We start from the raw sequence: 12,240 nt of genomic DNA on the forward strand, positions 1-12,240 counted from the left end.
GCGCCCTATATGCCGCGCCGATGACATTCAGCGCCAGCGATCTTCTCACCCTGACCCGGGAGGGGCTGTACTGCCCCCTCGGTGGCTTCCACGTCGACCCGACCTGGCCGGTGCCCCGCGCCCTCATCACCCACGGCCATGCCGACCATGCCCGGGCGGGTCACGGCCGGGTGATGGCGACGCCCGAGACCCTGCGCATCATGGCGGTGCGCTACGGCGACGCGTTCTGCACCAGCCGGCAGGAGGCGCCCCTGGGCGAGGCGATCCGCATCGGCGACGTCACCGTGCGCTTCGCCCCCGCCGGGCACGTGCTCGGCTCGGCCCAGATCGCGATCGAGGCGCAGGGCGTGCGGGTGGTGGTCTCGGGCGATTATAAGCGCGCCTACGATCCGACCTGCCTGCCGTTCGAGGTGGTGCCCTGCGATGTCTTCATCACCGAGGCCACCTTCGGCCTGCCGGTGTTCCGGATGCCGGACACCCGCGACGAGGTGCGCAAGCTCATCGATTCGGTGGCCCTGTTTCCCGAGCGCGCCCACATCGTCGGCGCCTACGCGCTCGGCAAGGCGCAGAGGGTGATGGCCCTGCTGCGGGAGGCCGGCTACGACCGGCCGATCTACCTGCACGGCGCCATGGAAAAGCTGACCGAGCTCTACAAGCAGGAGGGGATTGCGCTGGGCGAGACCCCCAAGGTGGTGGCCACCGAGCGCGGCAAGCTGCACGGCGCCATCGTGCTGTGCCCGCCCTCCTCGATTCAGGACGTATGGTCGAGAAAATTCCCCGACCCCGTCACGGCGTTCGCCTCCGGCTGGATGCGGGTGCGGGCCCGGGCGCGCCAGAAGGGCGTCGAACTCCCGCTCTGCATCTCCGACCATTCCGACTGGCCGGATCTGTGCCGCACGATCCGGGAGACCGGGGCCGGCGAGGTCTGGGTCACCCACGGGCAGGAGGACGCCCTGGTGCATTGGTGCGGGACGCAAGGCATCAAGGCCAAGCCCCTGCACCTGCTCGGCTACGGCGACGAGGAATTAGGCAATGATGAGCCTTCAGCTAAAATCGGAAATTGACCCGATATCTGTGATTGCCTTTATCATAAGTGTATTATCTCTAATATTCAATGTTATTCAGTGGAAATTAAATGGCTTCCGATTGAGGGCATCGATTGGTGGCGATTTAATATTGTTGCCTGATGATGGATTGGGTAAAATAATGAACCTTCGATTAGCGAACATTGGTGGAAAAAAATTTCAGGTGACTGGATTTTCGTTTGCTTCAAGGAAAAATGTGGATGGCACACAATATATGCCAACAAACCCATTTCCAATGCAGCCGCCATTTGCGGTTGACGTTGGGGAAGAAAAGCATGTCAATTTTTATCAAGATAGATTATGCGAAAAAATTCTGAAAAATCAAATGGTTTGTAATATATCTGTTTCTTTTAGAAAAAAACCGATAACAATAAGGGTAAAATTCCCAAGTAGTTCGAAAAGATGAACGACTTCGCCCATCTCCTCGACCGCCTCGCCTACGAGCCGCGCCGCAACGCCAAACTGCGCCTGCTGCAGGATTACTTCGCCCATGCCCCGGACCCCGAGCGCGGCTACGCCCTGGCGGCGATGACCGGCGGCCTGAGCTTTCGCGAGGCCAAGCCCGCGATGATCCGGGGGCTGGTGGAGGCCCGCGTCGATCCGGTGCTGTTCGGGCTCTCGCACAACTACGTCGGCGATCTCGCCGAGACCACGGCGTTGATCTGGCCGGCACCCCTGGCCCAGGATGGCGAGTCGGTCATCGGCCCGGGCCACAACAACCCGCCCCCGCACGTGCCCACCCTCGCCGAGGTGGTCGAGACCCTCGGCACCGTGAAGAAGGCGGACCTGCCCGCCCGGATCGCCGCGTGGCTCGATGCCCTCGACGAGACGGGGCGCTGGGCGCTCCTGAAGCTGATCACCGGCGCGCTCCGGGTCGGCGTCTCGGCCCGCCTCGCCAAGACCGCCATCGGGGCGCTCGGCGGCCACGAGGCCGATGCGGTCGAGGAGGTCTGGCACGGGCTCGAACCGCCCTACGCCACCCTGTTCGCCTGGGTCGAGGGCCGGGCCGAGCGTCCCACCACCCTCAACCCGGCCCCGTTCCGGCCGCCGATGCTCTCGCACCCGATCGACGAGGAGGCGGATTTCGAAAAACTCGATCCGGCGGCGTTCTCCGGCGAGTGGAAATGGGACGGCATCCGGGTCCAGCTTGTCGGCGGACGGGACGAGGCCGGGGTGCAGGTGGCGCGGATCTATTCCCGCACCGGCGAGGACATCTCCGGCGCCTTCCCGGATCTGGCCGAGGCCATCACCTTCTCGGGCGCCATCGACGGCGAATTGCTGATCCTGCGCGAGGAGCGCGTGCAGAGCTTCAACGTGCTGCAGCAGCGCCTGAACCGAAAGGCCGTGACGCCGAAGCTGCTGGAGGAGTTTCCCGCCCATGTCCGCGCCTACGACCTGATGCAGGCGGAGGGCGAGGATTTGCGCCCGCTGCCCTTCGAAGCGCGCCGGCAGCGGCTCGAGGCGTTCGTCGCCGCCCTCGACCACGCCCGCATCGACCTCTCGCCCCTGGTGGCCTTCACCACCTGGGACGAGCTGGCCGCCGCGCGCGCCGATCCGGCCGCTGTCGGCGCCGGCGAGGATGCCGACGCCATCGAGGGCGTCATGCTGAAAGCCCGCGACAGCGTCTATCTGCCGGGCCGGCCCAAGGGGCCGTGGTGGAAGTGGAAGCGCGAACCGTTCCGGGTCGACACCGTGATGATGTACGCCCAGCGCGGGCACGGAAAGCGCTCGTCGTTCTATTCCGACTACACCTTCGGCGTCTGGCGCGACCGCGAGGACGGCACGCCCGAACTCGTGCCGGTCGGCAAGGCCTATCACGGCTTCACCGATGCCGAGCTCGCCAAGCTCGACCGCTACGTCCGCAACAACACCACCAAGCGCTTCGGCCCGGTGCGCGAGGTGTCCTACGGCCTCGACCACGGCCTCGTGCTGGAGATCGCCTTCGAGGGCGTCCAGCGCTCGACCCGGCACAAGTCCGGCGTCGCCATGCGGTTTCCCCGGGTGGCCCGCATCCGCTGGGACAAGCCGGCGGCGGAGGCCGACCGGATCGACGCCCTGGAGACCATCCTGGCCCGCGGCGAGCGCGAGATCGCGCCGGGCGAAACCCTGACGGAGGCGCAAGGATGAGGCCGGCGGGAAAAATCAGTGCGATGCAGGGGTTCGCCAGCGGTGCGGCGACGCGTCAGGCCGGCGCCACGATCACGGTCTCGACCCCGGGGCAGGGCTTCACCGACATCACCCGGGCGGTGGCGGCGTTCCTGGCGCAGAGCGGGATCGCGGACGGCCTCGTCACGGTGTTCTGCCGGCACACCTCGGCCTCCCTGACGATCCAGGAGAACGCCGACCCGGACGTGCAGACCGACCTCCTCACCGCCCTCGACGGCCTCGCCCCCCGCCATGCCGGCTACGTCCACGGTGCCGAGGGACCGGACGACATGCCGGCCCATATCCGCACGATGGTGACGGATTCGAGCCTGTCGATCCCGGTGGCGGGCGGCCGCCTCGCGCTGGGGACGTGGCAGGGGATCTACCTCGTCGAGCACCGCGACCGGCCGCACCGGCGCGAGATCGTGCTGCAGGCGCTCGGGGCGTGATCGCCGGCACCGCTCGCCGGTTCGGTCATCGCCGGTTGGGTCATCGCCGGATCAGGATCACCCCGCCGATCAGGAGCGCCACCCCGATCATGCGCGGCCCGTCGAGGGCGCGCTGAGCGAGGCCGAGCCAGCCGAAATGGTCGAACGCCACCGAGGCGAGCATCTGTCCGGTGACCAGCAGCGCCAGGAAGGTGGCGGCGCCGAGCTGCGGCACCAGGATCGTAGCCAGGGCGATGAAGACCGCGCCGAAGAACCCGCCGCTCCAGGCCCACCAGGGAATGCGCGCCGCCAGGCCCGCCGCCGGCAGCGGATCGCGCAGGGCCAGGGCCAGCACCACCATCGACAGCAGCCCCACGAAGTAGCTTGCGAACCCGGCCCAGGCCGAGGAGTTCAGGGCGATCCGCAGGTTCGCGATCAACGCCTGCTGCACCACGATGCTGGCGCCCGCCATGATCGAGAGGGCGAGGGGAAGCACGAGGTTGAGCATGGGCCGGATGCTTTCCTGCACGGGATGGCGTCGCGGCTTTCTGGGGAGCCGCCTCGTCCGGGTCGACAACCATCCCACGGCCCGGCCGTCAATTTCTGATTTCGGATCGCATCGGTTTCGAGGACGGGCCCGTGCCTCGATTGCAAGACGCTTGTTCGGCGGGAGCCCGCCCGTCGTTCGGGTCCACCGCAAACCCGAGCGTCAGCGCGTGATCACCGAACTCACGCCCGGATTCACGGTTCTCGCAGCATCGGCGATGGGAACACGGACGATGGGAGGAACGCGATGAAGGCTCTGGTCTGGCACGGCGCCCAGGACATTCGCTGCGAATCTGTACCCGATCCGCGGATCGAGGACGATCGGGATGCGATCATCAAGGTCACGGCCTGCGCCATCTGCGGCTCCGACCTGCACCTCTACGACCACTTCATGCCCGGCATGGAGAAGGGCGACGTCATGGGCCACGAGTTCATGGGCGAGGTGGTCGAGACCGGCAAGGGCGTCAACGGCACCCTGCGCAAGGGCGAGCGGGTGGTGATCCCGTTCACCATCATCTGCGGCGAGTGCGACCAGTGCAAACGCGGCTTCTTCTCGGTCTGCGAGCGCTCGAACCGCAACAAGCACCTCGCCGCCAAGGCGTTCGGGCACACCACCGCCGGGCTGTTCGGCTACACCCACCTCACCGGCGGCTATCAGGGCGGGCAGGCCGAGTACGTCCGCGTGCCCTTCGCGGACAAGACCCACATCAAGGTGCCGGACGGGCTCACCGACGAGCAGGTCCTGTTCCTCGGCGACATCTTCCCGACCGGTTGGCAGGCGGCGGTGCAGGCCGACATCCAGCCCACCGACACGGTGGCGATCTGGGGCGCCGGTCCCGTCGGCCAGATGGCGATCCGCTCCGCGATCCTGCTCGGCGCCCGCCAGGTGGTGTGCATCGACCGGGTGCCCGAGCGCCTGGAGATGGCTCGCGCCGGCGGCGCCGTGACCATCGACAACAGCACCGAGAGCACCGTCGAGCGCCTGAACCAGCTCACCTCCGGCAAGGGCCCGGAGAAGTGCATCGACGCCGTCGGCATGGAGGCGCACGCCCCCCGGGCGCTGGAGCAAGTCTACGACCGGGTCAAACAGGCCATGATGCTGGAGAGCGACCGGGCCACGGTTCTGCGCGAGATGATCTATGTCTGTCGCCCGGCCGGCATCCTCTCGATTCCGGGCGTCTATGGCGGGCTCGTCGACAAGATCCCGATGGGCGCCCTGATGAACAAGGGGCTGACGCTCCGCACCGGGCAGACCCACGTCAACCGCTGGACCGACGATCTCGTCGCCCGCATCGCCGATGGCCAGATCGACCCGTCCTTCGTGATCACCCACCGGGGCGGACTGGCGGACGGTCCGGACCTCTACAAGACCTTCCGCGACAAGAAGGACAACTGCATCAAGGTCGTGCTCCGGCCCTGACCGTCCGCTCCCGTATCCAGACCGAATTCAGGAGGCCCGCATGCCCGCATCCGCGTCCCGTCAGGAGCCGAGCGCCCACCGCGCACGCGGGGGAGCCGACGCCCCGTCCGCCCGGTTGTCCTCGGACCGCCGCCGCCGGCCCGATCCGTCCACCCGCCAAGTGGCGCGGGGCCTCGGCTGGTTCTCCCTCGCCCTCGGGGTCACGGAGGTCACCTGCGGCGACGCGATCGCCCGCTGGCTCGGCATGCCGCGCGCCGGTGCCCTGGTGCGGGCCTACGGTGTCCGCGAGATCGTCCAGGGCGCCGGCATCCTGGGCGCGCACGATCCGACGCCCTGGATCTGGGCCCGGGTCGCCGGAGACGGCCTCGACCTCGCCACCGTGCTGCCGGGCCTCACCGGCGATCCGCGTCATCGCGCCAACACCGCCGTCGCCCTCGGTGCGCTGGCCGGCGTCGGCGTGGTCGATCTGCTCTGCGCCCGGGCGCTCTCGGATGCGCCGCTGGCCCCCTCGGAGCCGGTGCGGGCGGATTACCGGAGCCGCAGCGGCTTTCCGAGGGGTGTCGCGGCGATGCGCGGCGCCGCCCGCGACGTCCGGCCCCGGGACTTCACCACGCCGGAAAGTCTGCGAGCGTGGAGCTAGACGCGTCGGTCTCACCCGACTGTGACCGCGCGGCGGGCAACGATCCGGGCTGAGACAACTTGGGCAGGGGTGACGCCACGTTCGGGGCGCGCTTTTCATCCCTGACTCACGAGTGTTTGATGACGCCTCAATTCTGGCTTTGGCTCGGCTTTGCCGGCATGGCGGCGGGGGCCGCCGCGATCCTGTTCCTGGGCAAGCGCCGCACCCAGGCCGAGGAGGCGGATACGATCATCCACGGGATCGTGCCGATCATCGCCGCCTGTTCCTATTTCGCGATGGCGACCGGGCAGGGCAACATCCTTCTCCCGGCCGGTCCCGAGGCGGCCGACACCGCGCGCCAGTTCTATTTCGCGCGCTACATCGACTGGACCTTCACCACGCCCCTGCTGCTGCTCGGCCTCGCGCGCACCGCGATGCATTCGGGCATGCGCCGCCCGGCCGTCGTCTGGGGTCTGATCGGCTCCGATCTGATCATGATCGTCACGGCCCTGGCCTTCGGCCTGTCCACGGTCGCCTGGATCAAGTGGACCTGGTTCGCCATCTCGTGCGGCGCGTTCGCGGCGGTGTTCTACGGGATCTTCGTCCAGCTGCGCGAGGAGAACGCGGCCGAGCGGGCCGACGTGCAATCCGATTTCCGGCGCAACGCCGTGTTCCTGACCGCGGTATGGTGCGCCTATCCGGTGGTGCTCCTCGTCGGACAGGACGGTCTCGGCATCCTGTCGCCGGCCGTGGCCCTGGCCGTCGTGGCGATCCTCGATCTCACCGCCAAGGTCGTCTACGGCATCATGGCCACCCGGGAGACCACCCGCGCCGTCGACCGCGACCTCGCCGAAGGCCATGCCACGGCGACGCCCCTGCGCCGGGCGGCCTGACGGAATGGCGGCGCGCGCGTCCATCCCGTTCCGCGGGACACCGGTTCGAACGCGCCGCCGGATCTGGGCGGGAGCGGAGGCATGGCTGCTGCCGGCAGCGGGTGCGCTCGTCGCGCTCGTGCTGGTCGCCTCTACCCTCCTGCCGCGCGAGGCCTCCTGGCTCGTCGCCCTCACGGTCGTCATCGTCCTCGGTGTCCCGCACGGCGCCCTCGACGGCGCGGTGGCGGCGCCCCTGCTGCGCCCACGCTATGGCCGGGCCTGGTTCGGGATCTTCGCGGTCCCGTATCTCGGCCTCGCGGCGCTGGTTCTCGTCGCCTGGCAGATCGCGCCCCTCGTCACCTTGGCGGGCTTCCTCGCCCTCTCGGTGATGCATTTCGGGGAGGAAGATGCCGGCCCGGGGCGGCCGTTCGAGGCCCTGGTGCGCGGGGCTCTGCCGATCGCGCTGCCGGCTCTGCTGCGCCCCGACGAGACGGCCGGCCTTTTCGCGGCCGTCACGCGGGTCGCCCTCCCGCAACTCCCCGTCTGGTGGAGCGCCGCGTCGTGGCTCTGGCTGGGTCTGGCGGCCTGCTGGATCGTCGGCCAGCGTCGTCGTCCGACGGTGCTGGCCGAGATGGCCGCGCTCGCCTGCGCCTTCTGGCTGCTGCCCCCGCTTGCCGCCTTCACCCTGTACTTCGTCGGTCTGCACGGACCCCGTCACATGCGCGCCCTGGTGCGCGACCTGCACCGGGCGCCCGGCATCGACACGATGCCGCGGGCGGTGCGCGCGTCGCTGCCGGTGTTCGGCCTGACGCTCCTGATCGGCGCCGGGCTGTGGCCGCTCTACGCCGCCGGGTCCCCGGATGCCGCCGCCGCCCTGCTGGCCCTGACGCTGCAGATGCTCTCCGCCCTGACCGTGCCGCATGTCCTGCTCGACCGGCTGGCGGGCCGGCTCGGAGCCTCGTCGCTGGAGGTCCCGGCTTGTGCCCCGATCAGGCGCCCGCAGCCGGCACCGTCTCGGCGGTGAATCTGGCGAACCCCTTGGCGCGCAGGTCGCAGGCCGGGCACTGGCCACAGCCGTGGCCCCAGGGATGGCGGTCGCCGCGGGTGCCGAGATAGCAGGTGTGGCTGTCCTCGACGATGAGGTCGACGAGCGCTCGGCCGCCGAGGTCTTCGGCCAGCCGCCAGGTCTCGGCCTTGTCGATCCACATCAGCGGCGTGTGCAGCACGAAGCGGCGATCCATGCCGAGGTTGAGCGCCACCTGCAGCGCCTTGATGGTGTCGTCCCGGCAATCCGGGTAGCCGGAATAATCGGTCTCGCACATGCCGCCGACGAGATGCGTCAGCGACCGACGGTAGGCGAGCGCCGCCGCGAAGGTGAGGAACAGCAGGTTGCGGCCCGGCACGAAGGTGTTGGGCAGACCGCCCGCCTCGAACGCGATGGCGGTATCGCGGGTCAGCGCGGTCTCGGAGACCTGCCCGAGGGCGTCCAGCGCCAGGGTGTGATCCTCGCCGAGGCGCGCCGCCCATTCGGGTTTCAGGGCGGCGATGCCCCGCCGCAGGGTGTCCCGGCAGTCGAGTTCGATGCGGTGGCGCTGGCCGTAATCGAAGCCCAGTGTCTCCACGCGCTCGAAGCGCTCCAGGGCCCAGGCGAGGCAGGTCGTCGAATCCTGTCCCCCGGAGAACAGGACCAGGGCGCTGCCCGCGCTCATCGGTGGCTCTCGCCCTCGTACTCGGCCCAGGACATCGGCGTCTCGTAGACCTTCACGGAGGAGAGGGCCGGCAGCGCCGCCTTGGTGCGCTCCCAGATCCATGCCGCGATGTGCTCGGCGGTGGGGTTCTCCAGCCCCTCGATCTCGTTGAGGCAATAATGGTCGAGGCGGGCCAGGACCGGCGCGAAGGCGTGCTCCACGTCGAAGAAATCCACCACCCAGCCGGTGGCCGGGTCGATGGCGCCCGAGAGGGTGAGTTCGACCCGGTAGGAATGCCCGTGCATGCGGTGGCAGCGATGGGTCTCGGGCACGTTCGGCAGGCGGTGGGCCGCCTCGAAGGTGAAGGCTTGGGTGATTTTCATCGGGTGATCTTCATCGTGCGAGCGGACGGGATCCTGCGGGGTTCCTCACGGAATCCCGATGATCTTGTGGGTCTGGAGCGACAGGCGCCAGCGCGCGTCGCGCCGGCAATAGGCCACGGCCTCGGCGGTGTTGGCGAGCCGGTCCGGCCCGTCCATCGGCTGGAGCCAGTGGTGGCGGAAATCGAGATCCGCGAAGGCGTCCGGGGTGGCCTCGGCCTGCGGGAAGACCAGCTTCAGCTCGTGGCCGCTGCGCTGGACGATGGGGTTGCCGGCCTTCGGGCTGACGCAGATCCAGTCGATGCCCGGCGGGGCCGCCAGGGTGCCGTTGGTCTCGACCGCGATCTCGAAGCCGGCTGCGTGGACGGCCGCGATCAGGGCCTCGTCGAGCTGGAGCAGGGGCTCGCCGCCGGTGAAGACGACGTAGCGGTGGCGCGGCCCGCCCGCCCAGGTTTTCGCGATGGCGTCGGCCAGATCCGGCGCGGTGGAGAACCGCCCGCCGCCCTCGCCATCCATCCCGATGAAGTCGGTGTCGCAGAACCGGCAGGCGGCGGTGGCGCGGTCCTCCTCGCGGCCGGACCAGAGATTGCAGCCGGCAAAGCGGCAGAACACCGCGGCGCGGCCCGCCTGCGCGCCCTCGCCCTGGAGAGTGTGGAACAGTTCCTTGACCGCGTAACCCATCACGTCCTCGGCGCCCGACCCCGCATCGACCCGGCCGGCGCTCCTTAAACCTTGAAAGACTCTCGTGCCATCGCCCGGCGCCCGGCAGAACCCCGGCGCCTGCCAAAGCTGGCTCCCGCGCACATAAGGGCCGTGCGGCGTCGGCACCACAGCGCCGAGGCGGCACCCACCCATGCACTGAACCGGCCTATACCATGTAATTGCCGACTCCTCGCATCTGCGAGACGGTCCGCCATGCTGTTGCCACGGAACCCGTCTTGATGGGGGTCGTGCCACCCTCCGGCGACCTGCGCATCGGCGCTTGATGCCGCCCCAGGTCGATGGCATGCAAGCTTGGCCGTTGACCGGCCGTCCTCCCGGGCCGATCCTCGATCGCGCCGTTGCGTTCCTTTCTGAGACAGGCCTGATGTCGAACGGATTGTTGAGGCGGCTCGTCGTTGGTCTCGCGGTGGCGGCGGGATTGCTCGGCGCCGGACCCGCGAGCGCCGTGACGGCCCCGATCCTGGTGGTCGACGTCGATTCCGGCAAGGTGATCTACGGCCAGGCGGCCACCGACCCGTGGTTTCCCGCCTCCATCACCAAGCTGATGACCGCCTACGTCGCCCTCGACCTGGTGCGGCAGGGCAAGCTCTCCCTCGACACGCTCCTGACGATCTCGCCGGCGGCCGCCGCCGAGCCGCCCTCGAAGATGGGCTTCCGGCCGGGCACCAAGCTCACCCTCGACAACGCCCTGAAGATCATCATGGTCAAGTCGGCCAACGACGTGGCCTGGGCGATCGGCGAGAATCTCGGCGGCTCGGTCGAGGGCTTCGCCCAGATGATGAACGAGACCGCCCAGCGCATCGGCATGCGGGAAAGCCGCTGGACCAATCCGAACGGCCTGCCGGATGCGCGGCAATGGACCTCGGCCCGCGACATGGCCGTTCTCGGCCGCGCCCTCATCCGCGATTTCCCCGAAAGCCGGGCTTTGTTCTCGATCAGCGCCATCCAGTTCGGCCGCTCGGTCATGGCCAATCACAACGGCCTGCTCGGGCGCTATGCCGGCGCCGACGGCATGAAGACCGGGTTCATCTGCTCGGGCGGCTTCAACGTGGTGGCCACCGCGACCCGCAACGGCCGCCGCATCCTCACGGTGGTGATGGGCCAGCCCAGCGCCCGCGAGCGCGACCTGAAGGCCGCCGATCTGTTCGATTACGGCTTCGGCCAGTCCCCGGGTTGGGGTGCCCAGACCCTCGACGCCCTGCCGACCTCGGGCGTCTCCGAGCCTCCGGACCTGCGGCCCTATATCTGCGACCGCAAGAAGCCGATGCCGGTGGACGAGGGCCAGGGCGCCATCACGGCGAGCGCGGGCGCCGCCGGAGCCAGCGCCGACAACGCCAACGCGCAGCTGATGGCCGCCGCCGCGCCGCCCTCCGCGGCGCTGGCCTTCGCCACCATGAACAGCGCGGCCCTGCGCAACCGCGCCCTGCCGCCGCGCGCGCCGCTGCAGCCGATCCTGGTCTGGATCGGGCGCGATCCGGCCGAAGGCGCCATCGCGCTCAACGAGCAGGAGGAGGCCGAGAAGGCCGAGAAGGCGGCCAAGGTCGCCGAGGCCCGCAAGGCCAAGCTCGACGCGGTCGCGGCCAAGCGCGAGGCGGCCCAGGCTGCCCGACAGGCGAAGGGCGCCGCAGCCGGATCGGCGAAGACGGCTGCCAATCCCGCCACCAAGCCCGCCACCAAGCCCGAGCCGAAGAAGGCGCTCGCCCGCGGCAAGGCCGGCGTTCCGGCCACGGCCAGCGCCTACGCTCCCGCCGACTCGACGCCCGTGCTGGAGGGCGCCCCGAAGCTGAAGGTCGGCACCGTTAAGAAGCCGGCGGCGAAGGTGGCCCCTAAGGCTGGGGGCAAGACCGATGCGAAGGCCGAGCGCAAGCCGGCCGGTGCCGCCGCGAAGGCGAAGGCCACCAAGTCGGCCGGCAAGGCCCAGGCCGACGAGTAGGACGGCCTCCCGGCATTCGCGTTCGCGTCGCGCGAGCGGGTTGATGGCCGGGCGGGCTATCGCACGCCCACGCTCGGCCCCAGAGCCGTCCACCTTCGGTCAGCGCGCGACGAGGGCAGAGCGCATTGCTGACGTGCTCGCCCACAGGCCCGTTGCAACACCGCGTCATTCCGGGGCCGCGGAGCGGAGCCCGGAATCCAGACACGCAGGGGGTGCAGAACTTTCCACCGTCGGCGGATCTGGAGTCCGGGCTCGCCTGCTGCGCCCCGGAATGACGGTGTGCTTCATACGCGGCCTTCCATCAGGAAGGACTCTCGCGGCCGCAACAGGCGGGCTTCACGAGCGATCCGACAGAGCAGCCCCGCCGACCGGTGCAAAGCTCCACCGATACGCCACCGCAC

Annotated in this window: 13 protein-coding genes; 9 read left to right on the forward strand and 4 right to left on the reverse strand. The window is 69.3% G+C overall.

What is annotated here, in order from left to right; genetic code table 11:
* Window positions 1-20: 20 nt before the first annotated feature.
* From ASF60_RS01785 to ASF60_RS01795, 4 genes are read left to right on the forward strand one after another with little or no spacing between them, the layout of a single operon-like run.
* Window positions 21-1,064: a ligase-associated DNA damage response exonuclease gene (locus ASF60_RS01785; protein WP_056179331.1), complete on the forward strand. Its 1,044-nt coding sequence runs from the start codon at window positions 21-23 to the stop codon at window positions 1,062-1,064.
* Window positions 1,033-1,491: a hypothetical protein gene (locus tag ASF60_RS24205; protein ID WP_156633756.1), complete on the forward strand. Its 459-nt coding sequence runs from the start codon at window positions 1,033-1,035 to the stop codon at window positions 1,489-1,491. Before ASF60_RS01785 ends, ASF60_RS24205 begins: the two co-directional genes overlap by 32 nt.
* Window positions 1,488-3,212, forward strand: a complete 1,725-nt coding sequence (locus ASF60_RS01790) for a cisplatin damage response ATP-dependent DNA ligase (protein WP_056179336.1) — start codon at window positions 1,488-1,490, stop codon at window positions 3,210-3,212. Before ASF60_RS24205 ends, ASF60_RS01790 begins: the two co-directional genes overlap by 4 nt.
* A gap of 23 nt (window positions 3,213-3,235) precedes the next feature.
* On the forward strand, window positions 3,236-3,679 hold the full coding sequence (locus tag ASF60_RS01795) for a secondary thiamine-phosphate synthase enzyme YjbQ (protein WP_443136715.1): 444 nt from the start codon (window positions 3,236-3,238) through the stop codon (window positions 3,677-3,679).
* A gap of 40 nt (window positions 3,680-3,719) precedes the next feature.
* On the opposite strand, the gene ASF60_RS01800 is transcribed toward ASF60_RS01795, so the two are convergent.
* On the reverse strand, window positions 3,720-4,166 hold the full coding sequence (locus tag ASF60_RS01800) for a DMT family transporter (protein WP_056179343.1): 447 nt from the start codon (window positions 4,164-4,166) through the stop codon (window positions 3,720-3,722).
* 285 nt (window positions 4,167-4,451) lie between these two features.
* Here ASF60_RS01800 and ASF60_RS01805 point away from each other — a divergent pair, with 285 nt between their 5' ends.
* From ASF60_RS01805 to ASF60_RS01820, 4 genes are all read left to right on the forward strand, one after another.
* Window positions 4,452-5,624, forward strand: a complete 1,173-nt coding sequence (locus ASF60_RS01805) for a zinc-dependent alcohol dehydrogenase (RefSeq protein ID WP_056179346.1) — start codon at window positions 4,452-4,454, stop codon at window positions 5,622-5,624.
* A gap of 40 nt (window positions 5,625-5,664) precedes the next feature.
* A complete protein-coding gene (locus tag ASF60_RS01810; RefSeq protein ID WP_056179350.1) occupies window positions 5,665-6,264 on the forward strand; it encodes a hypothetical protein in 600 nt (199 codons plus the stop codon).
* Between the two features lie 119 nt (window positions 6,265-6,383).
* Window positions 6,384-7,136: a bacteriorhodopsin gene (locus tag ASF60_RS01815; protein ID WP_056179353.1), complete on the forward strand. Its 753-nt coding sequence runs from the start codon at window positions 6,384-6,386 to the stop codon at window positions 7,134-7,136.
* 4 nt (window positions 7,137-7,140) lie between these two features.
* Window positions 7,141-8,139 carry a Brp/Blh family beta-carotene 15,15'-dioxygenase gene (locus ASF60_RS01820; RefSeq protein ID WP_082507683.1) on the forward strand — a complete coding sequence of 333 codons (999 nt, stop codon included), beginning with the start codon at window positions 7,141-7,143 and terminating at the stop codon, window positions 8,137-8,139.
* On the opposite strand, the gene queC is transcribed toward ASF60_RS01820, so the two are convergent.
* From queC to queE, 3 genes are read right to left on the reverse strand one after another with little or no spacing between them, the layout of a single operon-like run.
* Window positions 8,105-8,824, reverse strand: coding sequence for a 7-cyano-7-deazaguanine synthase QueC (queC, locus tag ASF60_RS01825; RefSeq protein ID WP_056179357.1), 720 nt, complete (start codon window positions 8,822-8,824; stop codon window positions 8,105-8,107). The genes ASF60_RS01820 and queC overlap by 35 nt on opposite strands.
* The gene (gene queD, locus ASF60_RS01830; RefSeq protein ID WP_056179360.1) at window positions 8,821-9,186 is read right to left on the reverse strand and encodes a 6-carboxytetrahydropterin synthase QueD; all 366 of its coding nucleotides are present in this window, start codon (window positions 9,184-9,186) and stop codon (window positions 8,821-8,823) included. Before queD ends, queC begins: the two co-directional genes overlap by 4 nt.
* Window positions 9,187-9,231: 45 nt before the next feature.
* Window positions 9,232-9,864, reverse strand: a complete 633-nt coding sequence (queE, locus tag ASF60_RS01835; protein ID WP_056179362.1) for a 7-carboxy-7-deazaguanine synthase — start codon at window positions 9,862-9,864, stop codon at window positions 9,232-9,234.
* A 406-nt stretch (window positions 9,865-10,270) separates the two neighbouring features.
* Between queE and ASF60_RS01840 the strand changes: the two genes are divergently transcribed.
* The gene (locus ASF60_RS01840) at window positions 10,271-11,839 is read left to right on the forward strand and encodes a D-alanyl-D-alanine carboxypeptidase family protein (RefSeq protein ID WP_056179365.1); all 1,569 of its coding nucleotides are present in this window, start codon (window positions 10,271-10,273) and stop codon (window positions 11,837-11,839) included.
* Window positions 11,840-12,240 lie beyond the last annotated feature (401 nt).

It is taken from the genome of Methylobacterium sp. Leaf113, from assembly GCF_001423325.1.
Taxonomy (GTDB): domain Bacteria; phylum Pseudomonadota; class Alphaproteobacteria; order Rhizobiales; family Beijerinckiaceae; genus Methylobacterium.

Bases quoted from the DNA above. Each gene is read 5' to 3' on its own strand.
- ASF60_RS01805 (WP_056179346.1), top strand. From the start codon at position 4,452: ATGAAGGCTCTGGTCTGGCACGGCGCCCAGGACATTCGCTGCGAATCT.
- ASF60_RS01790 (WP_056179336.1), top strand. From the start codon at position 1,488: ATGAACGACTTCGCCCATCTCCTCGACCGCCTCGCCTACGAGCCGCGC.
- queC (WP_056179357.1), bottom strand. From the start codon at position 8,824: ATGAGCGCGGGCAGCGCCCTGGTCCTGTTCTCCGGGGGACAGGATTCG.
- queD (WP_056179360.1), bottom strand. From the start codon at position 9,186: ATGAAAATCACCCAAGCCTTCACCTTCGAGGCGGCCCACCGCCTGCCG.
- ASF60_RS01840 (WP_056179365.1), top strand. From the start codon at position 10,271: ATGTCGAACGGATTGTTGAGGCGGCTCGTCGTTGGTCTCGCGGTGGCG.
- ASF60_RS01785 (WP_056179331.1), top strand. From the start codon at position 21: ATGACATTCAGCGCCAGCGATCTTCTCACCCTGACCCGGGAGGGGCTG.
- ASF60_RS24205 (WP_156633756.1), top strand. From the start codon at position 1,033: ATGATGAGCCTTCAGCTAAAATCGGAAATTGACCCGATATCTGTGATT.
- ASF60_RS01795 (WP_443136715.1), top strand. From the start codon at position 3,236: ATGCAGGGGTTCGCCAGCGGTGCGGCGACGCGTCAGGCCGGCGCCACG.
- queE (WP_056179362.1), bottom strand. From the start codon at position 9,864: ATGGGTTACGCGGTCAAGGAACTGTTCCACACTCTCCAGGGCGAGGGC.
- ASF60_RS01800 (WP_056179343.1), bottom strand. From the start codon at position 4,166: ATGCTCAACCTCGTGCTTCCCCTCGCCCTCTCGATCATGGCGGGCGCC.
- ASF60_RS01810 (WP_056179350.1), top strand. From the start codon at position 5,665: ATGCCCGCATCCGCGTCCCGTCAGGAGCCGAGCGCCCACCGCGCACGC.
- ASF60_RS01820 (WP_082507683.1), top strand. From the start codon at position 7,141: ATGGCGGCGCGCGCGTCCATCCCGTTCCGCGGGACACCGGTTCGAACG.
- ASF60_RS01815 (WP_056179353.1), top strand. From the start codon at position 6,384: ATGACGCCTCAATTCTGGCTTTGGCTCGGCTTTGCCGGCATGGCGGCG.